Genomic DNA, 25,131 nt, shown 5'->3' with positions numbered 1-25,131 from the left:
TTTTAATAAATTTAAACTGAAAACTTGCTGCAACAAACCTACATTAGAAACTTTAAAACCATCTCAGGAAGAGTAGATGATATCCCTTTAAGTTATCAAATTTTTGGGAAAGAGCTTCATTCTGCTCCAATTGTATTAGTAAATCATGCTCTTACAGGTAATTCTGATGTTGCAGGAGAAAATGGCTGGTGGAAAAATGTGGTTGGAAAAAATAAAGCAATCGACATAAACCAGTTTACCATTATTTGTTTCAATATTCCGGGAAATGGTTTTGACGGATTTTTTATTGATGATTATGAAAATTTTACCGTTCATGATATTGCTTCTCTTTTCCTCTTGGGTCTGAAAGAATTGGATATTCATCAATTATTTGCAATAATCGGAGGTTCCATTGGTGGCTCTATTGGTTGGGAAATGTTGGCTCTTGAAAATCATTTAACAGAAAAATTTATTCCCATTGCTACTGATTTTAAAACTTCGGATTGGTTGTATTCTCAATGTCGGGTTCAGAAATTTTTGTTGGAAAGCAATGAAAAACCTATAGAAAAAGCAAGAATTCATGCGATGCTTTGCTACAGAACACCGGCTTCTTTGAACATAAGATTCCAAAGAGAAATGGATAAAGAAAAAGGAATTCTGAAATCACAAGATTGGCTGGATTTTCATGGAAATCGTTTAAACGAAAGATTTAGTTTAAAGGCATATAAATTGGTAAATCATCTTTTGATGAATATCAACGGGAGCAAAGAGCAAATAAATAAAATCAATACTGAATTTCATTTAATATCAATAGATTCAGATCTTTTTTTTTCTGCTTTTGAAATGGAAAATACGTATGATTTTTTAATCGAAAATAAAAAAAATGCTTTCTATTATGAAATAGAATCCATTCATGGACATGATGCGTTTCTAATGGAATACGGGCAGCTAAACGAAATTTTAACTCCAATTTTTAGTATATGAAAAGAAAATACGAAGTACGACTTTTGAAAAATAAATCCATCATTAAATTTGAAGGAAAAAATTTCCTTGGAGAAGTAGGTATTGATGGAAGGATCTTCAAAGCACTCACTTATGCGAGAATAAGTGTGGGTGTTATTTCCCAACAAGCTATCGAAAACGGTATATCTGTTTTGGTGAACGAAAATGATGCTGAAAAAGGGGTAAATTGCTTAATTGAAGAGTTTTCTGAAGAAAGAAAGTCTGGAAAAGTAAAATTGATTTACAGTATCAATAATGTTTCTGTCATTGGTTTTGTCACCGATGATTATAATAAAATCTCTGCGGAATTAGCCAGAAACAATATTTTTCCGCTTATCCTGAACCAGGTTGCTTCGGAAAATCGTGTAAATATTGTGGTCACTTCTTCTCAGGATGAGAAAGCCAAAAACATTATAGAAGCTGAAATTTTTGGAAGACCAAAAACGTTGCATCTTGCTATTTTCGGACACGGAAACGTGGGTAAAACATTGATTGAGCAGATTTTAGAATCCTCCGAAGAAATAAAGAGAAGAAAAAAATTAGACCTGAAAATCATTGCTATTGCTAATTCCAAAAAATTAGCTTTAAACAATATAGGCTTTGATGAAAACTGGAACGATGAAATTATTTCTACCATTCATCCTTCGGAAACTAAGAAAGTGATTGAATTTGCCAAAGAAAACCAGTTTGAAAATCTTATTGCGGTTGATAATACGGCGAATAAAGATTTTGTGAAGAATTACCATATTTTGGCTGAAAACGGATTTGATATAGTCTCTTCCAACAAAGTTTTCAACACACTACCGATTTCGGAATATAGAAATTTGCGTACGATTTTAGTTAAAAACAATAAAAAATATCTGTACGAAACCAATGTTGGTGCAGGCTTACCATTGATTGATACTATTAAATTGCTGCATTTGTCAGGAGAAAATATTACAAGAATAAAAGGTGTTTTTTCCGGATCACTAAGTTATATTTTCAATAATTTTTCGGTGAGGAATGATGCATTTTCTACAATTATTGGCGAAGCAATGGAAAAAGGTTTTACCGAACCTGATCCGAGAGAAGACCTTTCAGGAAATGATGTCGCAAGAAAACTTCTGATTTTAGCAAGAGAATTGGATTTAATCAATGAATTTCAGGATATTAAAATTCAAAATTTAATTCCTCAAAGTTTATTGAAAATCGAAAAGAATGAATTTATTTTGCGCTTGAAAGAATTGGATGAAGAATTTCAGAAAATAAAAGAAAATCAGGAAACCGACCACGTTTTGAGATATTTAGGAGATTTGCATGGAGATTTACAAAAAGATAAAGGTGAATTGGATGTAAAACTGGTTTCTGTTCCTGTAAATTCCGCACTCGGACAACTGAAAGGCTCAGATTCCATTTTTGAAATTTACACAGAAAGCTATGGCGAAAATCCAATCGTAATAATGGGAGCCGGAGCCGGAGCAAAAGTAACGGCAAGAGGTGTTTTCGGAGATATTTTAAGATTGAGTGAAACTAAATAATTCTTGTAAAAAGTACAACGTAAAATGTATTAATGATGAATAACGGGGAAAAACTATCAACTGACGAGTATCAACCAACAACTAATTTCGAAACATTAGCAATAAGAACGCAAACGGAAAGAACGCAGTTTGATGAACATTCGGTTCCGTTGTATCTTACTTCAAGTTTTGTGTTTGAAGATGCGGAAGATATGCGTGCAAGTTTTGCGGAAGAAAAGCCTAAAAATCTTTACAGCCGCTTTAGCAATCCGAATGTTACGGAATTTGTTACAAAAATTGCTCAAATGGAAGGGGCAGAATCGGGATATGCTTTTGCAACAGGAATGGCAGCCATTTATTCCACATTTGCGGCGCTTCTGAATTCGGGAGATCATATTGTGAGTTGCCAGTCAGTTTTCGGTTCTACGCATACATTATTCACCAAATATTTTCCGAAGTGGAATATTGAAACAACTTATTTCAAAGCCGAAGATTCTGAAAATATTGAAAAATACATTCAGCCAAACACCAAAATTTTATATCTGGAAACACCTACCAATCCTGCAATTGAAATTTTGGATTTGGAATTTTTAGGAACTATTGCAAAAAAACATAATTTGCTTTTCATTGTTGATAATTGTTTTGCAACTCCATATTTACAACAACCAATAAAATACGGAGCCGATGTTGTTGTTCATTCTGCTACTAAACTGATTGATGGACAAGGAAGAGTTTTGGGGGGAGTTGCAGTTGGACGAAAAGATTTGATTCAGGAAATTTATCTTTTTGCCAGAAATACAGGACCGGCAATGTCGCCATTCAATGCATGGGTTTTAAGTAAAAGTTTGGAAACTTTAGCAATTCGTGTCGAAAAACATTGCGAAAACGCATTGAAAGTTGCAGAATTTTTAGAAACGCATCCTAATGTAAATTTGGTAAAATATCCGTTCCTAAAATCTCATCCCAATTATGAAATTGCCAAAAAGCAAATGAAATTAGGAGGCAATATTGTTGCTTTTGAAATAAAAGGTGGAATAGAAGGAGGAAGAAATTTTCTCAATAAAATAAAAATGTGTTCTCTTTCTGCAAACTTGGGAGATACGAGAACGATTGTTACGCATCCTGCTTCTACAACGCACTCCAAACTTTCGGATGAAGAACGAAGCGAAGTAGGAATTACCGCTGGATTGGTTCGTTGCTCCGTTGGTTTGGAAAATGTGGATGATATTATTAATGATTTGAAACAAGCTCTTAGCTAGTTGAGAGTTGATGGTTAAAAGTTGATAGATTAAAAAATTATGGATTATACAGAATTGGAAGTATGGATTGAAAGCCGGAAATTAGCAAATCTGGCTTATGATTTTACTAAAAAATTTCCTAAAGAAGAATTGTTTGGTTTAACCAATCAAATAAGACGCTCAGCTGTTTCTATTCCATCGAATATTGCTGAAGGCTGTGGAAGAAAAACATCAAAAGACACACTAAATTTTCTACATATTGCAAGAGGTTCGGTTTATGAATTAGAAACCCAGTTATATATTTCTTTAGACCAAAAATATATTAATGAAGACGAATTCAATATTATTCAATCCAAAATTATTCTTTGCAAAAAATTAATCAGTGGATTTATTACCTATTATAAAAAACTTGAAAATGGAAAATAATATAAAGAGTAATGTTGAGAACTCTAAACTCTCAACTCTCAGCCATCAACTCTCAACTAAAGTAATGGTTTTGGACGGAGCAATGGGAACCATGCTTCAGCGATACAAATTTGAGGAAGAAGATTATCGTGGAGAAAGATTCAAAGATTGGAAATCTCCTTTAAAGGGAAATAACGATCTACTTTCTTTAACACAACCTCATGCTATTGAAGAAGTTCACCGTAAATATTTGGAAGCTGGAGCCGACATTATTGAAACCAATACTTTTTCCGGAACTACCATTGCAATGGCAGATTATCACATGGAAGATTTGGTTTACGAACTGAATTATGAATCTGCAAAAATTGCCAGAAAAGTTTGCGACGAATTTACTGTTCAAAATCCTGAAAAGCCAAGATTTGTTGCAGGTTCTATTGGGCCGACAAACAAAACGGCTTCACTTTCTCCCGATGTAAATGATCCGGGTTTTAGAGCTATTACTTTTGATGAGTTACGAATTGCGTATAAACAACAAGCAGAAGCATTGCTAGATGGTGGTTCTGATATTCTTTTGGTGGAAACTATTTTTGATACTCTCAATGCAAAAGCCGCACTTTTCGCGATTGATGAAATTCAGGAAGAAAGAAATATTGAAATTCCAATTATGGTTTCCGGAACGATTACTGATGCTTCGGGAAGAACATTGAGTGGGCAAACTGCGGAAGCATTTCTCGTTTCTGTTTCTCATCTCAATTTATTGAGCGTTGGTTTTAACTGCGCTCTTGGTGCAAAACAATTGACACCTTATTTAGAAACGATTTCCCATAATTCAGATTTTTATATTTCTGCGTATCCAAATGCGGGTTTACCAAATGCTTTTGGTCAGTATGACGAATCTCCGGAAGCAATGGCGGATCAAATAAAAGAATATGCTGAAAAAGGCTTAATCAATATTATCGGAGGTTGTTGCGGAACGACTCCAGATCACATTAAAGCTATTGCAGAATTGGTGAAAGATTATGAACCTAGAAAGTTGTCGGTTGTTGGTTAATCGTTGTCGGTTTCTCAATTACAGTCAAGCCACGAAGTGGCGAAATCAACAGCATCGGGTGAAGCCCGATGTAAAATGAAACGAAATAATGATGAGGTCTGAAAGACCGAAAGAAAAGAAAACAGAATGGGACAATCTTTAAATAAAATTTATGTGCATTTGGTTTTTAGCACTAAACATAGGCAACCTTTAATTGATGATTCAATTAATGAAGATTTGTTCAGTTATATAGGAGGTATTTGTAAAAATTTGGAATGTAATCCGATTCAAGTTGGCGGACATAAAGATCACATTCATATTTTGTGTTTGCTTTCCAAAAAAATTGCTCTGATGAATTTAATAGAAAAGATAAAATCAAATTCTTCAAAATGGATTAAGACAAAAGGGGAAAATTTTTCAAATTTTTATTGGCAGAATGGATATGGTGCATTTTCAGTTAATCCAACCGAGATAGAAGTAGTTAAAAATTATATAACAAATCAAGAAGAACATCATAGAAAATTGACGTTCCAAGAAGAGTATGTAAAATTTTTAAAAAAATATAATGTAGAATATGATGAAAGATATGTTTGGGATTAAATTTAAAATATACTTTGTTGATATATTTTTAAATATAGAAAAAAGGATTTCGCCCTTTCAGGGCTCCGCAATGCTGCTAATATTACACAACCAAGGGTTCCACCCTTGGCTAATGCTTTCGCCACTTCGTGGCTTCTCCAAAAATTTAAAAAAATGAAATATTTAAAATTATCTGGTCTCGAACCTTTAATTATAACTCCCGAAAGTAACTTCATCAATGTTGGAGAACGAACCAATGTTGCAGGTTCTAAAAAATTCCTTCGATTGATTAAAGAAGAAAAATTTTCCGAAGCGTTGGATATTGCAAGACATCAAGTAGAAGGTGGTGCGCAAATTTTGGACGTCAATTTTGATGATGGATTGATTGATGGAAAAACATCTATGATTAAATTTCTGAATTTAATAGCTTCTGAGCCCGATATTGCCAGAATTCCGATCATGATAGATTCTTCAAAATGGGAAATTTTGGAGGCGGGTTTACAAGTCGTTCAAGGAAAATGCGTAGTAAATTCCATCAGTTTGAAAGGTGGTGAAGAAGAATTCATTAAGCAAGCAAAAGCTATAAAAAGATACGGAGCAGCCGTAATTGTAATGGCTTTTGATGAAATCGGACAAGCGGATAATTACGAACGTAGAATTGAAATCTGCAAAAGAAGTTACCAAATTCTCACAGAAATTGTAAAATTTCCTGCAGAAGATATCATTTTCGATTTGAATATTTTCCCTGTTGCAACAGGAATGGAAGAGCATCGTAGAAATGCTTTGGATTTTATAGAAGCAACAAAATGGGTTCGCGAAAATTTACCTCACGTTTCGGTTTCGGGTGGAGTTTCCAATGTTTCATTTTCATTTAGAGGAAACGATACCGTGAGAGAAGCAATGCATTCGGTTTTTCTGTATCACGCCATTAAAAACGGGATGAATATGGGAATCGTAAATCCTACAATGCTAGAAGTTTATGACGAAATTCCAAAAGATTTATTGGAACTGGTAGAAGATGTAATGCTTGACAGAAGAGACGATGCTACGGAAAGATTATTAGATTATTCCGAAAAACATAAATCGGTAAAAAAGGAAAAAGTAGAAGACTTAAGTTGGAGAAATCAACCATTACAAGATAGAATTACACACGCTTTAGTAAAAGGAATTGACCGTTTTATTGAAGAAGATGTAGAAGAAGCGAGAAAAATTGCTGCAAGACCTTTAGATGTAATCGAAGGAAATTTAATGACAGGAATGGGTGTTGTCGGAGATTTATTCGGAAGTGGGAAAATGTTTCTTCCGCAAGTTGTAAAATCAGCGAGAGTGATGAAAAAAGCCGTGGCTTATCTTCAGCCTTTTATTGAATCGGAAAAAGATTCTACACAAAAAGCGAACGGAAAAGTTTTGATGGCAACAGTAAAAGGTGATGTTCACGATATTGGTAAAAATATTGTGAGTGTGGTTTTGGGTTGTAACAATTACGAAATTGTAGATTTGGGAGTGATGGTTCCTGCGGAAAAAATTATTCAAACGGCAATTGATGAAAAAGTGGATGTGATTGGTTTAAGTGGATTGATTACACCAAGTTTAGATGAGATGGTACATATTGCCGATGAATTGGAACGAAAAAATCTTAATTTTCCGTTGATGATTGGTGGTGCTACAACTTCTAAAGCTCACACTGCAGTAAAAATTGATCCAAAATATAAAAATGCGGTAGTACATGTGAATGATGCCTCCAGAGCTGTTGGTGTGGTTAGTTCTTTGTTGAGTAATAGAAACGCAGAATTTATTTCTGAATTAAAATCAGATTACGCAGATTTCCGTGAAAAATTCCTGAACCGACAAGTGGATAAAGAATATGTTTCGATTGCAGAAGCGCGTGAGAAAAAATTCAAAATCGATTGGGAAAATGAAAATATTCCAACTCCGAAGAAATTAGGAATTACTATTATTGAAGACCAAAATCTGGATGAATTGGTTGATTTTATAGATTGGTCTCCGTTTTTCAGAAGCTGGCAATTATTTGGAAAATTTCCTGAAATTTTGACGGATAATGTAGTTGGAGAACAAGCGACCATTTTATTCAATGAAGCTCAGACAATGCTCAAAAAAATCCTGAAAGAAAAGAGTTTTGTAGCAAAGTGTATTTTTGGGATTTTTCCTGCAAATGCGAATGAACAAGATGATATTTTGGTTTATGATGAAAATCGGAATGTGATTTCGACTTTCAGAACTTTGCGTCAGCAACACAAAAAATCCGAAGGGAAAGAATATTTTGCTTTAAGTGATTTTATTGCGCCAGAAAATTCCGGAAAACAAGATTACATCGGAACTTTCTGTGTTTGTACAGGATTCGGTGCGGATGAATTAGCAAAAGAATATGAAGAGCTGAATGACGATTACAACGCCATTATGGTAAAAGCTTTAGCCGATCGTTTTGCAGAAGCTTTTGCCGAATTTTTGCATAAAAAAATACGAACAGAATATTGGGGTTATGCTTCTGATGAAAATTTAGAAAACGAAGATTTAATCAAAGAAAAATATTTGGGAATCAGACCTGCTCCTGGTTATCCAGCTTGCCCGGATCATTTGGAAAAATTGACGATCTGGGATTTATTGAAAGTAAAAGAAAATATTGGAGTGAAACTCACGGAGAGTTTGGCTATGTTTCCAGCAGCAGCAGTTTCCGGATATTATTTCGGGAATCAAAAATCAAAATATTTTGGGGTAGGAAAAATTGCCGAAGACCAATTGAAAGATTATGCTGAAAGAAAAAATATAGAATTGGATTTTGCTAAAAAATGGTTGAGCCCGAATTTAGTGGATTAGTTTGTATTTTTGTTAAAAAATAAGCAATGGAAAATTTAAGATTTTTAGAAAATTTGGAAGAAATAAAATCTATTGACCAAAAAAAAAAGGAAATAGATGGAAAGCGACCATTTTCCAGAGAAATGGAAGATAAGATTTTCCAAAAATTAAAATTGGATTGGAATTACAATTCTAATGCTATTGAGGGCAATCAATTGAGCTATGGAGAGACTATTGCATTTTTAAATTTTGGTCTTACAGCAAAAGGAAAACCTTTCAAAGATCATTTGGATATTAAAGGTCATAACGAAGCAATACAATTTATGCTTCAACTCATCAAGGAAAACAGGCCAATTTCTGAAAATGATATTTTTGATTTGCATAAAATCTTATTGGTAGAACCTTATTTCATGAAAACCATTTCTCCAGAAGGAATTGAATTTCAGAAAGAAATAAAAATAGGAAAATACAAAACTTCTCCGAATCACGTAAAAACAGTTTCGGGTGATATACATTACTACACCAATCCAGAAGAAGTTCCCTTTGAAATGAACAAATTGTTGGACTGGTACAGAAATGCTGAACAAGATAATTGGCACCCTGTAATTATTTCGGCCATTTTTCATCATAAATTTACTGCCATTCATCCATTTGATGATGGCAATGGAAGATTGGCAAGATTACTAAGCAATTTCATTTTACTGAAACAACAATATCCTGTAATTGTAGTTAAAAACAAAGATAAAAACCAGTATTATGCAGCTTTAAATATCGCTGATAATGGAATTTACAATGATTTGGTTTTACTTTTTGCAGAAAGCATCGCTCACAGTTTTAGTATTTACCAAAAAGCAATCGCAGGAGAAGATATAAATGAACCCGATGATTTGGATAAGGAAATAGATTTGTTTTTAAAAGAATCTGCAATAGAGCCTTCAATTTTAACTTCTGAAAAAGATAGAACAAAACTAATGAATCAATATGTCGTTAATTTTTTTGAATATCTGTTGCCAAAATTGAGTAAAATTGGAGAACTTTTTCAAGAATCTTATTTGAATTATTCGGATTCAAATTATTATCTTGATGATTATAATTTATTTTTAGATAAAATTAATAAAGACTTTGGATCAGTTCCACTCGACAGTTTTGAATTGAAAATGCCTTTTAGTTTTCAGGATCATATTAAAAATGAATTTAATACAGCTTTTAATCTTTCAATATCAATAAAAAATAAAACAATTAAGTATTTTATTGAAAAAATGACGTATAGCAAAGTCTATAAAGATTTCCAAATGAATGGAATTTCATATTCAAAGACATATTCATATAATGATAATTTAGATCAAATTTATCAAGAAGTTTCAAAAGATATTCTTAATTATCTGATGACTGAAATTAAAAATAATTCCAAATAATTTGAAGATAAAAAAGGTGCGAAGCACCGACATAAAAAGCATTGGGCAAAGCCCAATGAAATTATAAAAACAATCCATCTGAGCCACGAAGTGGCGAAAGAAATTAGAATAAAATTAAAAACAACCAACCAAACTGCGTGAGGGATAGAAACGGAAATCCTTTTTTGTTTTGTCATCCTGAGCGAAGTAGAAGGACAAAAACAAAAAAGATTGTAGTGGATAGCCCGACCCGAGCAAAGGACTTAGTTTTGGAGAGAGACACGCCCAAAATAAATTTAAAATATAAGAAATAGGAACAGATTGCTTCGTTCCTCGCAATGACAAATGAAAATCACAGAACACATAAAAAATGCCAACGGAAAAACGCTTTTTTCTTTTGAGATTATTCCACCAGCAAAAGGAACAGGGATTTCGGATTTGTATAAAAATATAGATCCTTTGATGGAGTTTAAACCACCGTTTATAGACGTTACTACATCCCGAGAAGAATACATTTTCATTGAAAAAGGAAATGGACTTTTTGAAAGAAAAATCACAAGAATGCGTCCCGGAACTTTGGGAATTTGCGCTGCAATACAATATAAATATGGAGTAGACACTGTTCCGCATGTTTTGTGTGGAGGTTTTACCAAGGAAGAGACAGAATATCTTTTGGTAGATTGTATGTATTTGGGAATCAATAATGTAATGGCGCTTCGTGGTGACGCTATGAAGGGCGAAAAATATTTTGAACCAACCATTGGCGGAAATAAATATGCTTCGGATTTAGTAAAGCAAATTCAGGATTTAGGTGCTGGAAAATATCTTCACGGTGAAATTGAAAGTGAAGAAAATAATAGTTTTTGCATTGGAGTTGCCGGTTATCCCGAAAAACATATAGAAGCTCCTTCCATGAATTATGATTTGCAAATGCTCAAAAAGAAAGTAGAGGCAGGAGCAGATTATATTGTGACTCAAATGTTTTTTGATAATCAGAAGTTTTTTGAATTTGTAAGACAGGCCAGAGAAATAGGGATCAATGTGCCTATAATTCCCGGAATCAAGCCGATTGCTACTAAAAATCACCTGCAACTTTTGCCTCACGTTTTTAAAATTGATCTTCCGGAAACTCTAATTTCAGAGGTCTTGAAATGTAAGGATAATAAAGATGTGCGGGAGTTAGGAATAGAGTGGTGTATCAACCAATGCAAAGAACTTTTGGATTTTGGAATTCCAGTTCTGCATTTTTATTCGATGGGGAAGAGTGATAATATATTGAAAATCGGAAGAGAAATATTCTAAAGATGATTAACTTTTGACGGAAGAAAAAATCTTCCGCTTTTTTTGTTGATTTTCAGTATTTTAAAGTGGTTTTTATGGGGTTTCAGGATTATAAAATATAACTTTGGTTACCGCTTCAAGTTTTTTTTAAATAAAAAATGGCCGGAATTATTTTCGGCCACATTAAGATAAATTTCTTATGTTGAGATTAATCTACTTCGTATTCTAATTTTATTGTAATGCTTGCTTCTTTTTCTTTTGAAGAAGTATTGAAAGTCCCTCCATACGAATAATCTTCATTAGAATTGGGAGCTGTGATTTGGATGACACCCATTGTTGCTTTTTTCAGATTTCCCAAATTACTTCCTGCATTTTCTGCAATTTTTTCGGCTCGCTCTTTTGCATCTTTTGTTGCGTCAGCAATCATTTGTTGCTTTACATCGGCTAATTTTGTGTAAAAATAGCTTGGAGGAGAAGAGGTAAATTCAATTCCCAAATTGATAATTTCCGTAATATTTCTGGAAAGATTTTCAATTTTGGCTACATCTTTACTGTCAATGGAAACAGACTGAGAAAGCTGATATCCTGCAAAAGTCTGATGGCTGTTTCCACCGGAATCATTGCTATATGAGAATTGCTTCTGAATATCTACCGCAGAAAAAACAATTTCATTTTTTGGAATTCCTTTGTTCAGGAGATAATTTTCGATTACTTTCCTATCGTTTGCAAGAGCATCGTATGCTTCTTTAAGTTCAAAACTGTTTCTGGAAAAATTTCCGTTCCATGTAATCAAATCGGATGTGAATTTTTTAGTTCCCAAACCTGTAACCGAAATGGTATTTTCAGATTTGTTGCGGTTTTTGATGGCACTTCCCAAAAATGCAAGTCCAATAATAAAACCTAAGGCTGCAATGGTAATAGCAATAATGTTTTTATTCATAATTTGTGAAAAGGGTTTTGGTTAATTAGCTTCAAAAAAATTATTTCTAAATATAAGAAATTCAAAACAATAGAAATGAAGCTAAAAAAGAAATATCAAATTTCATTCCAAAATTTTAAGATTTTATTAACTTTTATTTAAGGATTATTAACTTTTGTGTTTTCTAAATATTTTGGTAATGTTTCTTCCAAATCTAGCATTACTCTTGAAAGATTTTTGGCTTTAATATATTTAGTTAAATCCGGCTTCAGTCCGATAGAAAATTGTAGATATTCTGAAATTTTTTCTTCAGGAATTCCGGCTTTTGTGAAATATTCGTCCGGAATTCTTTTCCGAATCCAAGTTATATTATCTTGCAAATCTTCATATTTATATAATCTTTTCTGGCGTTTTGCCTTTCCACTCACTACATCATAAATGGCCTGAACATTTAAATTGGCAAAAAGTAATGGCAAAAGAATATTTTTCTTTACATCTGCCGGTTTTTCTCTTGGCTTTTCGGGTGGTTTTGGTACTCCAATTTCTTTTTGAAGCTGATCTACTTTATCAATTTTGGTGAGATTTTTTGAATCTTTATCTATATTTCCTGAAAGACGGACACTTGGAACTTGAACTTCCTCGATTTCTTCAGGAATTCTAACCATACTTATATGGAATGTATATAGAAAATCGACAGGTTTCAAAATTTTGGAAGTTCTATCATAACTTTTTCTTATAAAACGAAGCTCATCGTTTTCGGAAGCAGCTATGGTAAATTCTCCATTAAGATTGGTGTATGTCTTTTTCTCCGTCTTCATATTGAAAACCATTACGGCTGGAAGTGCATTATTTTCTTCATCTGTTACAATTCCTGAAACTTGCTGAGAAAATAGGAGAGTGGCGAAAAATAAAAATAAAATAATTGAACAACGAAGCATCAGGAATTGATATTATGTGTTTTCAAATATTCGACAAGTGCAATCTTCAATTGTGCTTCTATTGCTGCTTTGTCAAAATTTTTGTCAAATTTTTTAGTCAGCGAAAACGTTTTGTCGGCATACGCAAGAAATATTTCAAAATCATATTCAGAAAGACCGTATTGCTTGAAATAACTGATATCAACCGTTTCTTTTACCCGACGATAAAAATCTTTTACTTCCGAATAATCCGGAGTTGAGATCTTATCCTTTTTTCTGGCAATAGCTCCAATTAATCCTACAATTCCTCCCGATTTTCCACTTCCTAAATCCATGCTCAGAATGGAAAGTAGGCCTTCATTCAGGTTGCGAGGTGCGAATGAAGAAGGGATTTTGTTTTGTGGAATTGGTTTATTCAATGGAGTTTTCATGTAATTGTCCATTTCGGTATTTAGTTTTTCAATTCGTTCCGAAGTTTTGAAATAAGCCAAATCTTTTTTCAAATCTCCGGTGGGAGTAAACGCAATTACAACTTCCTGAATCTCGTAAGGGAGTTTGCTCAGCAAAATTTCTACAGGTTTTTTGAAGTCATCATCGGATATTTTTAGAGAAGTACGTTCATAGCCATTTTTAATTATTCTCAACTCATCCGAAGCAATAGCAGAAATTATAAAGTTACCTGAAATGTCCGTAATAATAAGCTCTTCTGTTCTGGGATTATATACATACGTAGTAGGAATATTTTCCTTTGTTTCATTTTTTACATTCCCAATAATGTATTTTTTTTGAGCGTAAAACATTGTGGCCAAAAAAGTGAATAATAGAGCGAGTAATTTTAATTTCACAGACAAAAATTTTGATAAAATTAAACTGATAATTTTTTTGCAAAGCGTTTTATGTTAAATTAATGAAAAGTTTAACCCTCTTTAAGCGGTTTTAAGATTTTTTTAGGAAACGAATGTTTCATTTTTGTTAAAAATTTTCTAATGAAGAACGCTTTTTGCGTGAGGGATGGAAGTGTAAATCCTTTTTTTTGGTTGCGGCGGCGAAGCCGCCGCAACCAAAAAAAAGATTGCAACGGACAGCCCGACCCGAGCTGCTGCCAAAGTTTTGGAGAGGGACACGCCCAAATAAATGGTATAATGTATGTTATTTTTAGTGTAAAATGATTTTGGAGTGGCATATTTTTTTCTGTAATTTTGCAACCTTATCAAAATGGGGGTTGACTGGTTTCGACAGCAAGACCAATGGGTAAGTAAGCATGCAGAGAACCGTAGCGCGATCTCTTAAATCCCTTGCTACAAAATTTAACTGGCAACGAAGAGTTTGCTCTTGCTGCTTAATCTGAAGTTTAGTACGATTAGCGTTTTTCCTGAAGTATAGTAAGGAAACAAGATGTCTCCCGAAAGTTCTGTTCTGCGACGTTCGATTTCGAGGCATAGAAAATGCGGAAATAAGTCCCGAAAAACTTCGGTTCGGGAACGAAAATTTTAGAAGATAAGCGTAAAGTTGGCGGTCTGTTGTCTGCTTTACGACGAAAACCAAAAACAGAATAAGCATGTAGAAAGCTTATGTATTGCTTGTTTGGACGAGGGTTCGAATCCCTCCAACTCCACAAAAAATTCCTATAAAATATTGATTTATAGGGATTTTTTTTAGAGATACTAGTGTCAATTCTCAAAGATATTTTTTTCTTTACTATTGAATTTTTGAATATAAAACTAATTTAGAATTTGAACCAGATAAGTATTAATCTTTAAAATTAATCATACAACATAAAGATATTCAGAGTTCTACTGATCTCCAATGGAGAAAGAAATCAAAAGATAAATACCTCGGAGTGAATTTGCCCATAAAATAGATGACAATTTAAATATGTGGCGGAAAATTTCCTTATTTATTTTGACATAAATCTATTTTCTATGCATATTAATGATTAAAATAATTAACAAAAGAACCACGCCTAAAAAGCGTGGTTAAATTTTACTTCAATTCTATAAATTAATTTTTAATACATCTCAAAGGATAGCCTTGAGATTTAATTCTGGAAGCTCCTCCACTGGTATTTAGAACTCCAGCGGTGTCGTTACTTGTAGATAATGAACTTAAAAGATCAAACTCAGCAATTGACGCAAGATTCCCATTAATACCTCTCCAACGACCAGTAGGAATTTTCAGACTGTTACCCGTAGAGCTTGCATTGGCAATATAGGGAAATCCTAGTTGATTAAAAAGTACCGTAAGCTGACCCGTAGTTCCACCAATTGTAGGAACTGTAAACCCGGAAGGACAAGGGTTATTAGCCGCACCAACATCCCATAAAGTAGTGGTATTTGTAGTAGTCCAGTTGACGCTCGTAAGCACAGAAATATAATTAGGAGTGTTAGGAGTATCTGTAGAAACAGGTCCAGCTGTTGTACCATAAACCGCAGTTCCACTAGTAGGTGAGGTATAATTGACCAGTTCGTGTCCGTCCGGTGCTCTTCCCCATTGGAACAAAGATCCATAAGATTTTTCATCATTACTGGCCGTTGCTTGGGTAAATGGTGCAAAGTTAGCTCCTCCAATATTTGAGTACATAGCCCCAAGATTGTTATTCAGCCAGATTTCACCTGCTATAGTTTCAGCCTGTGCAGGCAGATAAAGAAATCTATGGGTGGATATATTACTAGCTTTATCAGGCAATCCTATCATTTTATCGGGGATACCAGGATGATCTCTAAGCTGGCATGTGGTAGTGTTGGTAGAGCTATATGGATATAAAAATTGGGCTACTAAAAAACCCAGATAATCATCTCCTATACCGGAGTTGATATCAAGTTTTTTTAGATTAAGGGTTCCTGATACAGTTGCAATCTTAGCTGTAATATACTTATTGGGTGTGCTGCCAAGAGTCACAAGGGGATAAGCTTGCGAAGCCCAGCTGAAAACAACGTCTCCGCTAATTCCGTCTTCAGTATATAGACTTGGTACATTCACTGTATAAGAATATGCAGGTAACGTACCGCTTGCTGAACTTTGCACTATAGGAATCTTGAGGGTTACGCCAGTAGTGGTAAGACTACCTTGTATATTAAGAGGTATTTCTATCCCATTTGTATTGGTGTTGTTATCTGCAGCTGCTGGTATCAAAGATGCAGAGGAGGATGGAGGTGTATATGGCAAATAGTCATTATCAATTACAGATCCAATGAAATATTTTCTGTTCTGTGCCAAAATCAAGCCAGGGGGTAATGAAAAACTAGTTTTCTTAGGTTTGATCTGTCCCCCGAAAAGTTGTCCGTTGGTATAGCCTGAAATCAAAGACATGATGACAAGTATACAACTACTTATTGTGGATTTAGTTATTTTCATGATTTTAGTTTTGTGTAGCCATAGTAACATATACATTGGTGCCTGCTACGATAAAGGAGTAGATATGGTTTTTACCTGAGGTCATTGCAGATGTACCCATATAAACCATAGTAAATCCACTAGCAGTAAAATTCGCTGTTCCACTATTGGAAGTAGAAGAAAGAATTAAACTATAGGCTCCACCATCTTTAAGATTGTTCAGCGTATAGTTGGTATTAGTTGCTGAAGTAACAGCTAAATTACTGGCAGAAAAATCAATAGTAGTAAGTGTAGTACTTAGTGCGGAGGTATTCACGGCAGCTCCTGTAACTTCTAATGTAGTTCTTGGAGTATTGGTTCCGATCCCTGCTCTGTTATTTACGGCATCAATACTAAAAGTAGATCCATCCACTGTAAAATGACTTGTTCCGGTAGTTGCGGTGGATGTGAATGCCAATGTATTAGTTCCTTGGTCGACAGTAGTACTGCCGCTAAGAGAACCGCTTCCTTTATATATCCCTCCGCTGCCGGATGCGAGATCGACATTGGCTACAGTATTATCTAAAATTTTTGCGGACGTAACAGCGTCATTTGAAATTGTTGTTGCATTACTATTTGCAGATGCAGTTATATCTCCAGTTAGCGCAGCTCTTTCGAAAGAGTTTCCATTTAGTGTAACCGAAGAAGAACCTAGATACTGTTGGCCTTGCATTCTTTGCCATATGCTACCATCCCAATAGTAAAACCCTTTTGTAAATAATCCGGCATCTGCAATTAAATATACTAATTGACCATTAACAGATCCATTTGTAGATAAATCATTAACTCTAGGTACTAATATACCATCTGTTGCTGTAACAACTCCAAGATGATTTTTACCTCTGATATCAAAAGTTGCTTCAGGTGAGGAAGTGTTAATCCCAACCTGAGGGAATGCTTTTAGACAAAGCAATAAAGCTAAGGGCATAATTTTTTTTCTCATAACTGTAAATGTTTTTAAGTTTTTAATTATTTGTTACAAATAAGAAAAACAATTTTTTTAATTTCTTCATATATAATATGATGCAAAGTTCTTTGTTATTAAAGATTTTCATTGTAAAAATTAGTTGAAAAATTATAGAAATTGAACTACATGAAGTGTCGAATTTTTTCTACAAAAACAAAGGAATATTAGAAAAATATTAGAAATAATAAAGATATTGTTAAGCAGAATTATCTAATTGATTGTTCAGTTTTAAAAACAACAAGTTCAATGAGTTTTCTTACATAAATTTTTTTTTTAGAATAGCATTTCGTTTTTCTTTTAAATTTTGTCAAATGACACATTACTTTCAACACTAAAAAAAACCGCAATTCTTACGTTTATATCCTTGCAAACCTATCCTAAATTTTATTTTCTGATTGATATTTATAACATTTCATAAGCCTTATTTATCAATATATTTTAATGTAACTATATCATTTTATTTGATTAAATTTCAATAAGTTTAAATAATTGTTTTCTCAATAATTTATATTTTTAATTGTGTACTGAAGTATTTTTTAGAGATCTATTGTCGGCTCTATTGGATGTTATAATTTCAATATTTTTAACATTCATATAATATTTTCCATAATCTACAGGATAGCCTTCTTTAATAAACCCTCTCACAATTACTTTTTTACCTTTATATTGATTAAGTTTTATAGAAGAGGATTGCAACACAAATATTCTAATTGCCGATGTACCATCTAAAAATTTTCCTTTGATGAGATGCGTTCCATTAATCAGGGTTTCATGATTAGGGACAATATCCCCTAAAATTCTAGCTTCAGTACCTGTATTCATGACTGTTGGCTGATATTGGTTGTCCAAATATTTTTTTGAACAAGAAATCAAGATGAATAGTATAGAAAAAAAACAGATTTTATGCATAATCTTTAGTTAGAGAATTTTGTTATTTCTAAAAATGTGAATTTGTCTTAAACTTCAAGAATTGGATTTTCCTAAATTCTTTTGATGAAAGTTTAATGTTATTATTTATAATATATTGATCTTCAAATAGTTGTAAATACTTAAAAGGCAATTAAAATGTGTAGTATAATAATTGCCTTTTTAAGATGTAGAATATTAGATTGAGTTATAAGAAGTTTTAAATTAATTTTTTTGTTCTTTTATTCAATAACCTATCTTACCCATGCTCTAAATATTGCATTATGATACCATATACGAGTATTAGCTCCACTGGATGCATTATTTTCATATCTAGACATTATGAGTGCAGGAGTTGTCTGCGCACCATTTATAAGTGCTTGTGTACAACATCCGATAATATAATCAACCCTCCAACCTAAACCAGGATTGCTTAGAACTCCTGCACTGTTTATTGATAATGCATATTCTCCGTTGGCAGAAATATTATTAAGGTTAGCAAAGTAAGCTCCTGAACTATTAGGATTCAAAGTCGCACCTGAACCGCTCACAGTAGTGAAGGCTTTTGTTAGAGCTCCTCCTCCAACTCTTCTTAGTACATTGATATTGCTTAAGTTATTAGTTTTAAAATCAAAAACACCATTTGGCGATACATTACTATTCCCAATTTCGATTCTCCATCTTGCCTCATTAAACGCATCCATATGAGATAATGCTGTTGTAGATAACTGGCCGGATTTGGTTTTATTGGAAAAATCGTCATCACCAAGAGTAGGATTGCTAATAGGGAAAACGTTGGTATGACTAGAAGGTGTGCGAAGTTCATATTTAATTCTATCAATTTGAGTCTGACTTGGATTAGTTAAATACTGATTTTGAAATGTAGGATCTACTGTTTTAGAAGCGTAATTCATAACAAGTGTCCAACCTCCTCCATCGGTCGTCATATCGCAAATAGCTTGTGCCGGTTGAAAATATGTACCACAACCATCAGGATCTAACCAATATATACCATTTTGATTTAGCTTGGAAGGAAAATCCGTTAAGATTTGCTTACATGATTTGCCGGCTTTTGCAGCCGAAGACCCATCTGCTACTGCTTTATTAAAAACACATGCGTTCAAAATTCCGTTGCTGTTGGATGATGAAGATGTAAGCGTTATGGGTTGCAATGTAAATGAATTTACATAAGTACCACCTCCGTCATAATTCCACGGAAAGTTAGAAATTTGTGTACTTGTAGGGGATAAAGTGACATTAATTCCCGGAGAGTTAAAACCATTTACAGGTATTGCAGTTACATTCGCAGTGCCGGATATTGTAACAGAATTGATAGGAACATTAATAACTCCACTGGATGGAGTACCTGCATCAACATTAATAATAGGCGCATTACTGATATCAAAATTAAATGCAGTCTGCCCAACTCCGGCTATACAATTCCAAGAACCAGTATATATCTGCAAACAATTTACGGTTGTGTTGTAAAGCATTAATCCTATTGCAGGATTTGCGATAAGATCTCTTTGTGTAGTTGTTATCCTAGGAAATAATACCCCTTTACTGGTAGACGAAATATCAACAATTGACGTGTTTTCTGGAACAGAAACTCCAATTCCAAAACTGCCATTGGAAGTTAGCCTTGCTTTTTCGGTATTATTGGTTCTTATTGATAGATCCTGATTATCAGTTGTACCTAAAAAATTGGTTCCAGGATTTGTAGATGAATTTCCAGATAAGCTCCAGACATTAGACATTGATGATGCTGTTGCTAATTTTTGCCAAAGAGAGCCATCAAAGTAATAATATCCTTTAGATGTAATATTTGCTGTTTTTGTACTGGGAGAAGTTACAGCAGAAGTAGCATATATAATAGTACCAGTTTGTGAGGCTCCATATTGCATATCTCCAGATTTAATCTGATCTCCTGTAAGACGAGGAGCAATTAAACCTTCTGGTTTACTTCCATCAAATGTTTTAGCAAAGATATCTAGACTTGCTTTAGGATTTGCATTATTGATGCCTACCTGTGCCCGAATTGTTGAAGAAAAGCCTAAAACAAATAAAATAAAATTCTTTGTGTTCATAAAATTACCTAAGACTATTTTTTGTTATTATAAATTTGAATTGAAAAAATCAATCCTTTTATTTTGATTGGCAAAATTGTTTTTTTTTTTTTTTTTTAGATGTAATTTTTTTTATATTTTAGTAGTAAACTTTTTCGAATAAAAACACAGATTGTAAACATGTTTTAATGTAGTATAAATTCTACACGCTGTTAATCAATATGCTACTTTAGTATATGTTTAAATTATGAAATTTGTAGGTCAAAAATTTTTTTTAAAAAACAATTTAATTTCAAAAATCTTAAATGCGAATTAGTTTTTTGTTTTTGCTTATATTTATTAATCTTTCGGCTCAAAAAGAATATTCAATAGAGTGGTTTTCTTCGGATAATGGTCAATTGCCACAGAATTCGGTAAAATCTATCGTAAAAGATAAATATGATTTTATTTGGTTAACCACCGAAAATGGATTGGTTAGATATGACGGTGTTAATTTTATATCGAGCACGTATCAAGATAAAATGCTGGAAAATCGAGCTACAATTATAGGAGGATCCGCAAAAGGAGACTTTCTTTATACATATCTTGGAGGAATACAAACGGTACAGCTAATAGATTCTACACGTAGCAAAATTTTAAATATCGACTTAAAAAATAAATTTTCCTCGACATATAAGTTTTCAGAGTATTTTGATGATAATATTTCCCGTGAAGCTAAATATGAATATGATGATTTTAAGAAAATAAAATATACATTTTGGGTAGATAAAAATATATATTATACTTTCTATAATGATAAGCTCACCTATTACAAATACGGTAAACAAATTTTTTCTAAAAACTTTTATCGATATAATTTTTATAATTTTTTCCTAAGCGAGGATAAGCTATATTACTTTAAAAATCCAACGCTTATTGAGAGAATAGATGATAAAGGTAATGTTAGCCTTATAAAAACAAACTCTTCAGTGAAATCAGATTATTTCATTTTAAATAATCTTCCAAATCAACAATTATTTATCGTAAAGGAGAATAAAATTTATTTTATTTTCTATAATAATGGAAAATTTGACTCTTCTCTTATTTATGAAGGAGATTGTGTAAATGAAAAGTCTTTGAAAAGTCTTTGAAAAGTCTTTATTATGATAAAGAAAATGATATCTTATTTCTCGGTGATGGTGTCAGAGGTTTCTGTGTTATAAGAAAATTTAAGATCAATACCTTTAAATTCAATACTATAGAATCTCATTATTCTTTGGATCGATTTTCTGATAGCAGTGTGATAACAGCAAACTATCAATATATACTTTCCAGTAATGGTTCTAAAGAAAATTTAGATTTAGGAGAATATAAGAATGACTACAATACCATAATAGAATATAACGATAAGTATAAAATTCTAAAACAATACAGCTCTCTATTTTTACTTGATACTAAAAAGAAAAAATTCAAAAAAATTCTTGGCTTTGATTTTTATATTGAAGAAATTGTTAAAGGAAATGGAGGAAAAACTTGGTTTAGTGGTAATAATAACACATTAGGATATTTTTATTTTAAAAATAGAAAAATCTTTCTAAAATTTTTTAAAATAAAAGCGCATATAGAATCAATGTATGAGATTGGAGATAATATAATGCTTGCAACCTATCAAGGGCTATATATTTTTAACTATAAAAAGTCAGAACTAAAATATTTTAAAAAAATTAATGTCCGACATATCAGTACCAATGATGGTATTAATATCTGGTTGTCTACCTATGGTAAAGGATTATATTTATTCAGAAATTGGAAAATTTTCAAGCTCAAAACAGATATCCAAGCTCTCAATACTACACATACAGTTGTAGAGGATAAGTATGGCTATTATTGGCTTCCTACTAATAGTGGATTATTTCAAGCGAGAAAAAGCAATTTGATAAAATATATTCTAAATAAAGATTCTTCAGCATATTTTTATAGATACGACAAGAAAGATGGTTTAATAACAAATGAATTTAATGGTGGATCCACCAATTGTGGTGTCAGATTGAATAATGGCTATTTGGCCTTCCCTACAATTAATGGAATAGCTTTCGTTAATCCTACTATAAAAACAGTTTTGCCATTTTCAAACTTCTATATCAACCGAGGAAATATAAACGGAGTTCCAATATATTTTACAAATAAAATATCTGTTAAACAGAATTTTATTAGTTTTAATATAAATGTGGATTGTCCTAATTATGGTAATCAAAAAGAATTATATATAGAGTACTCCTTTGATAATTCAGACAAATGGTCTAAACTTTCTGCTTCCGGTGCAATTCCTGTTCCTAATTTGGGTTATGGAGAGCACAGAATTAAAGTAAGAAAGTTTAGGAATTTCAGTAGTGATTATATCAACAAAGAAATTATCGTATATATAGAGCCTAAATTTTGGGAAACTTATTTGTTTAAAATTCTATGTGTTATTTCCCTTTTGTTATTGATAGTAATGATTACAAAATTTAGGACAAGATATATTGAAAATGAAAATCGACTATTAAATTTAAAAATAGAAGAGCATACAATAGAGCAAAAAAATACTATAAATTCTTTGAATGCAACAAAGGAAGAACTTAACAAACAAGTAGATAATCAAAAAAAGATGATAAGTGCTATCACCCATGATATAAAAAGTCCTTTATGGTTTTTAAACTTGGGTGTTAAATATCTTATAGAAAATAATAAGCACAACAACAAAGATTATGATGATACTCTATGGTCTGTGTATGAGTCTTCATTCCAAACCTATAATTTTATTACCAACATATTGGATTATAGTAAGGTATTTATAGATATTAACAATGAAAATCACAAGGTTAATATTTTTGATATCTTGGAAGAGAAAAAAATGCTTTTTGATAGAATTGCTCAAAATAATGGCAACGTAATAATTAACTTATTGAAAGCCTCATTATACACCAGTATTAATAAATACAATTTGAGTATTATTATACATAATCTTATTGATAATGCCATAAAAAACACAAATAATGGTGTTATAAAACTTAATGCCTATTTAAAGGAAAAGAAAGTTATAATCTGTATCGAAGATACAGGAAAAGGAATGACCCAAGATGAGCTGAACAATTATTCAAATATCAATAATGATAATACCAATGCTAATTTTGGAATAGGATATAAAATAATAAAGGAAATTTTGAAAAAAATGAATGGATCTATAGAAATTAAAAGTATAGAAGGTGAGGGTACAACTATTAAAATTTACTTTAATCATAATATTTAAATACTTTTGATAGTGTTTTATTTAAACAATTTACCATGAAAAAAAAATTTTTGTTAGTTGATGACCACAGTATTGTAAGACAAGGATTATTGTCATTGATAAAAAATAACATTAAAAATTCTGAAATTTTTCAAGCGAAAGATATAAGTAATGCAATGGAAATTCTAAAAACTGAAAATATTGAATTTTTAATTCTTGACATTAATTTACCAGATTCTGAAGGTACTAATATTATTAATAAAATTAAAATGCTGAATGAAAATGTGAAAATTTTAATATTTTCTGCTTTTGATGAAAATATTTATGCACCCAGATACGTAAAAGCTGGAGTAGATGGATATTTAAACAAAATGACTTCAGAGCAAGAAATGCAAAGAGCTATTATCAGTTTCTGTGAAAATGGAAGCTATTATAGTAGTAATTTGAAAGAAATTATTTTTGATCAGTTTGTTTCCAATAAAAGTATAAATCCAATAAATAACCTTTCTGATAGAGAAGTTGAGGTGGCAAGATTGCTAATAAAAGGATATGGTAATTTAGAAATTTCGTCTATTCTTAATCTTCAAAGATCAACAGTAAGTACATACAAAAATAGAATTTTTGAAAAACTAAAAATTAATAATTTATCTGAACTAATAGAAATATTTAACATCTACTTATAGAAGAAAATTCATTAAAAAATGGAATCATAAAATCAAGATAAAACATTTTCAACTATCTCCAAATGTGTTCGTTTATACATTAAATCAAAGTATTTTATTATAAAATATTTGAAATCTTAATTATTGCTACCATTACGGCATTATTATTAAAAACGAATATCCATAATTAAAATTGAAAAAATTTTACTTTGACATAAATTAATACTACATATAAAAAAAAAGCATTGTAATACCTTTGACAAAAAAATGTAGATAGTATTAAAATGAGTGCTTTTAAAAATATTAACATCGGTCAACTTATAAAAGAAAGAGTGGCTGAATGTGAAATTAGTATTGATCGTATTTGCAATTTTTTTTGTTGTTCTGAAATTGAAATTGAAGAAATGTATTCTCATTCTTCTGTGGATTGTGATATACTTTTAAAATGGAGTAAACTTTTAAGATATGATTTTTTTAGAATATACTCACAACATTTGATATTTTATACCCCCGAATTTAAGAAGAAAGCAACAGAAAAAAGCCCCTCTACTTTACCACAGTTCAGAAAAAATTTGTATACAATTGAAATAGTAGATTTTGTAATAGAGTCATATAAGTCGGGAAGAATGACTAAAGATCAAATAATTAATAATTATGGAATTCCTAAAACGACACTGTATAAATGGCTTTCTAAATATGGTGATTCTTATAGGAAAGATAAATCAAATTCTTAAAAAATGAAACCTAACTATAAACAAATTTATAAAGATATTCTTACTTTTTCACATCCTGAAAAAGCTGATCTTTGTTTTTTTTTATTGCAAAAAAAAGAGTTTTCTCAGTTAGATGTAATTTTA

The 25,131-nt window shown here is 32.0% G+C and carries 20 protein-coding genes and 1 other RNA gene; 14 read left to right on the top strand and 7 right to left on the bottom strand.

Annotated elements, in window-relative coordinates; translation table 11 throughout:
- Positions 1 to 24: 24 nt before the first annotated feature.
- From AC2A1C_RS07360 to metF, 9 genes are all read left to right on the top strand, one after another.
- Positions 25 to 963, top strand: coding sequence for an alpha/beta fold hydrolase (locus AC2A1C_RS07360; protein WP_484024848.1), 939 nt, complete (start codon positions 25 to 27; stop codon positions 961 to 963).
- A complete protein-coding gene (locus AC2A1C_RS07355; RefSeq protein ID WP_484024846.1) occupies positions 960 to 2,498 on the top strand; it encodes an ACT domain-containing protein in 1,539 nt (512 codons plus the stop codon). The genes AC2A1C_RS07360 and AC2A1C_RS07355 overlap by 4 nt, the downstream gene beginning before the upstream one ends.
- Positions 2,499 to 2,530: 32 nt before the next feature.
- The gene (locus AC2A1C_RS07350) at positions 2,531 to 3,736 is read left to right on the top strand and encodes an O-succinylhomoserine sulfhydrylase (RefSeq protein WP_484024844.1); all 1,206 of its coding nucleotides are present in this window, start codon (positions 2,531 to 2,533) and stop codon (positions 3,734 to 3,736) included.
- Positions 3,737 to 3,775: 39 nt separating this feature from the next.
- Complete coding sequence (locus AC2A1C_RS07345; protein ID WP_484024842.1) at positions 3,776 to 4,141, top strand: four helix bundle protein; 366 nt, start codon at positions 3,776 to 3,778, stop codon at positions 4,139 to 4,141.
- Positions 4,142 to 4,205: 64 nt separating this feature from the next.
- Positions 4,206 to 5,171, top strand: a complete 966-nt coding sequence (locus AC2A1C_RS07340; RefSeq protein ID WP_484024936.1) for a homocysteine S-methyltransferase family protein — start codon at positions 4,206 to 4,208, stop codon at positions 5,169 to 5,171.
- A 126-nt stretch (positions 5,172 to 5,297) separates the two neighbouring features.
- Positions 5,298 to 5,750 carry an IS200/IS605 family transposase gene (gene tnpA, locus AC2A1C_RS07335; protein WP_484024840.1) on the top strand — a complete coding sequence of 151 codons (453 nt, stop codon included), beginning with the start codon at positions 5,298 to 5,300 and terminating at the stop codon, positions 5,748 to 5,750.
- Between the two features lie 153 nt (positions 5,751 to 5,903).
- Complete coding sequence (metH, locus tag AC2A1C_RS07330; protein WP_484024838.1) at positions 5,904 to 8,564, top strand: methionine synthase; 2,661 nt, start codon at positions 5,904 to 5,906, stop codon at positions 8,562 to 8,564.
- Positions 8,565 to 8,590: 26 nt separating this feature from the next.
- Positions 8,591 to 9,958, top strand: coding sequence for a Fic family protein (locus tag AC2A1C_RS07325; RefSeq protein WP_484024837.1), 1,368 nt, complete (start codon positions 8,591 to 8,593; stop codon positions 9,956 to 9,958).
- Between the two features lie 324 nt (positions 9,959 to 10,282).
- The gene (metF, locus tag AC2A1C_RS07320; protein WP_484024835.1) at positions 10,283 to 11,239 is read left to right on the top strand and encodes a methylenetetrahydrofolate reductase [NAD(P)H]; all 957 of its coding nucleotides are present in this window, start codon (positions 10,283 to 10,285) and stop codon (positions 11,237 to 11,239) included.
- Between the two features lie 187 nt (positions 11,240 to 11,426).
- Here the strand turns inward: metF and AC2A1C_RS07315 are convergent, their stop codons facing one another.
- The 3 genes from AC2A1C_RS07315 to AC2A1C_RS07305 all read right to left on the bottom strand — a co-directional run bounded on the left by AC2A1C_RS07315 (position 11,427) and on the right by AC2A1C_RS07305 (position 13,899).
- Complete coding sequence (locus AC2A1C_RS07315; RefSeq protein ID WP_484024833.1) at positions 11,427 to 12,158, bottom strand: SIMPL domain-containing protein; 732 nt, start codon at positions 12,156 to 12,158, stop codon at positions 11,427 to 11,429.
- A 137-nt stretch (positions 12,159 to 12,295) separates the two neighbouring features.
- Positions 12,296 to 13,075, bottom strand: a complete 780-nt coding sequence (locus AC2A1C_RS07310; RefSeq protein ID WP_484024831.1) for a carboxypeptidase-like regulatory domain-containing protein — start codon at positions 13,073 to 13,075, stop codon at positions 12,296 to 12,298.
- The gene (locus tag AC2A1C_RS07305) at positions 13,075 to 13,899 is read right to left on the bottom strand and encodes a peptidase associated/transthyretin-like domain-containing protein (protein WP_484024829.1); all 825 of its coding nucleotides are present in this window, start codon (positions 13,897 to 13,899) and stop codon (positions 13,075 to 13,077) included. Before AC2A1C_RS07305 ends, AC2A1C_RS07310 begins: the two co-directional genes overlap by 1 nt.
- Positions 13,900 to 14,272: 373 nt before the next feature.
- Here AC2A1C_RS07305 and ssrA point away from each other — a divergent pair.
- Positions 14,273 to 14,672, top strand: a transfer-messenger RNA (tmRNA) gene (gene ssrA / locus AC2A1C_RS07300).
- 383 nt (positions 14,673 to 15,055) lie between these two features.
- Here the strand turns inward: ssrA and AC2A1C_RS07295 are convergent.
- From AC2A1C_RS07295 to AC2A1C_RS07280, 4 genes are all read right to left on the bottom strand, one after another.
- Positions 15,056 to 16,408 (bottom strand): hypothetical protein, encoded by a 1,353-nt coding sequence (locus tag AC2A1C_RS07295; protein ID WP_484024827.1) that lies wholly within the window; start codon positions 16,406 to 16,408, stop codon positions 15,056 to 15,058.
- Between the two features lie 4 nt (positions 16,409 to 16,412).
- Positions 16,413 to 17,369 carry a hypothetical protein gene (locus AC2A1C_RS07290; protein ID WP_484024825.1) on the bottom strand — a complete coding sequence of 319 codons (957 nt, stop codon included), beginning with the start codon at positions 17,367 to 17,369 and terminating at the stop codon, positions 16,413 to 16,415.
- Between the two features lie 537 nt (positions 17,370 to 17,906).
- The gene (locus AC2A1C_RS07285) at positions 17,907 to 18,215 is read right to left on the bottom strand and encodes a hypothetical protein (RefSeq protein WP_484024823.1); all 309 of its coding nucleotides are present in this window, start codon (positions 18,213 to 18,215) and stop codon (positions 17,907 to 17,909) included.
- Between the two features lie 338 nt (positions 18,216 to 18,553).
- Complete coding sequence (locus tag AC2A1C_RS07280; protein ID WP_484024821.1) at positions 18,554 to 20,386, bottom strand: fibrinogen-like YCDxxxxGGGW domain-containing protein; 1,833 nt, start codon at positions 20,384 to 20,386, stop codon at positions 18,554 to 18,556.
- 284 nt (positions 20,387 to 20,670) lie between these two features.
- Between AC2A1C_RS07280 and AC2A1C_RS07275 the strand changes: the two genes are divergently transcribed.
- The 4 genes from AC2A1C_RS07275 to AC2A1C_RS07260 all read left to right on the top strand — a co-directional run bounded on the left by AC2A1C_RS07275 (position 20,671) and on the right by AC2A1C_RS07260 (position 25,008).
- A complete protein-coding gene (locus AC2A1C_RS07275; RefSeq protein ID WP_484024819.1) occupies positions 20,671 to 21,495 on the top strand; it encodes a hypothetical protein in 825 nt (274 codons plus the stop codon).
- A complete protein-coding gene (locus AC2A1C_RS07270) occupies positions 21,492 to 23,633 on the top strand; it encodes a sensor histidine kinase (protein WP_484024817.1) in 2,142 nt (713 codons plus the stop codon). The genes AC2A1C_RS07275 and AC2A1C_RS07270 overlap by 4 nt, the downstream gene beginning before the upstream one ends.
- Before the next feature lie 35 nt (positions 23,634 to 23,668).
- Positions 23,669 to 24,295 carry a response regulator gene (locus AC2A1C_RS07265; protein WP_484024815.1) on the top strand — a complete coding sequence of 209 codons (627 nt, stop codon included), beginning with the start codon at positions 23,669 to 23,671 and terminating at the stop codon, positions 24,293 to 24,295.
- Between the two features lie 263 nt (positions 24,296 to 24,558).
- Complete coding sequence (locus AC2A1C_RS07260) at positions 24,559 to 25,008, top strand: transposase (protein WP_484024813.1); 450 nt, start codon at positions 24,559 to 24,561, stop codon at positions 25,006 to 25,008.
- Positions 25,009 to 25,131 lie beyond the last annotated feature (123 nt).

The sequence above is a fragment of the Chryseobacterium sp. HNCC26DJ241 genome, assembly GCF_057180505.1.
Note: the sequence above shows the minus strand (reverse complement) of the source record. Positions and strands in the feature narration are given on the sequence as shown.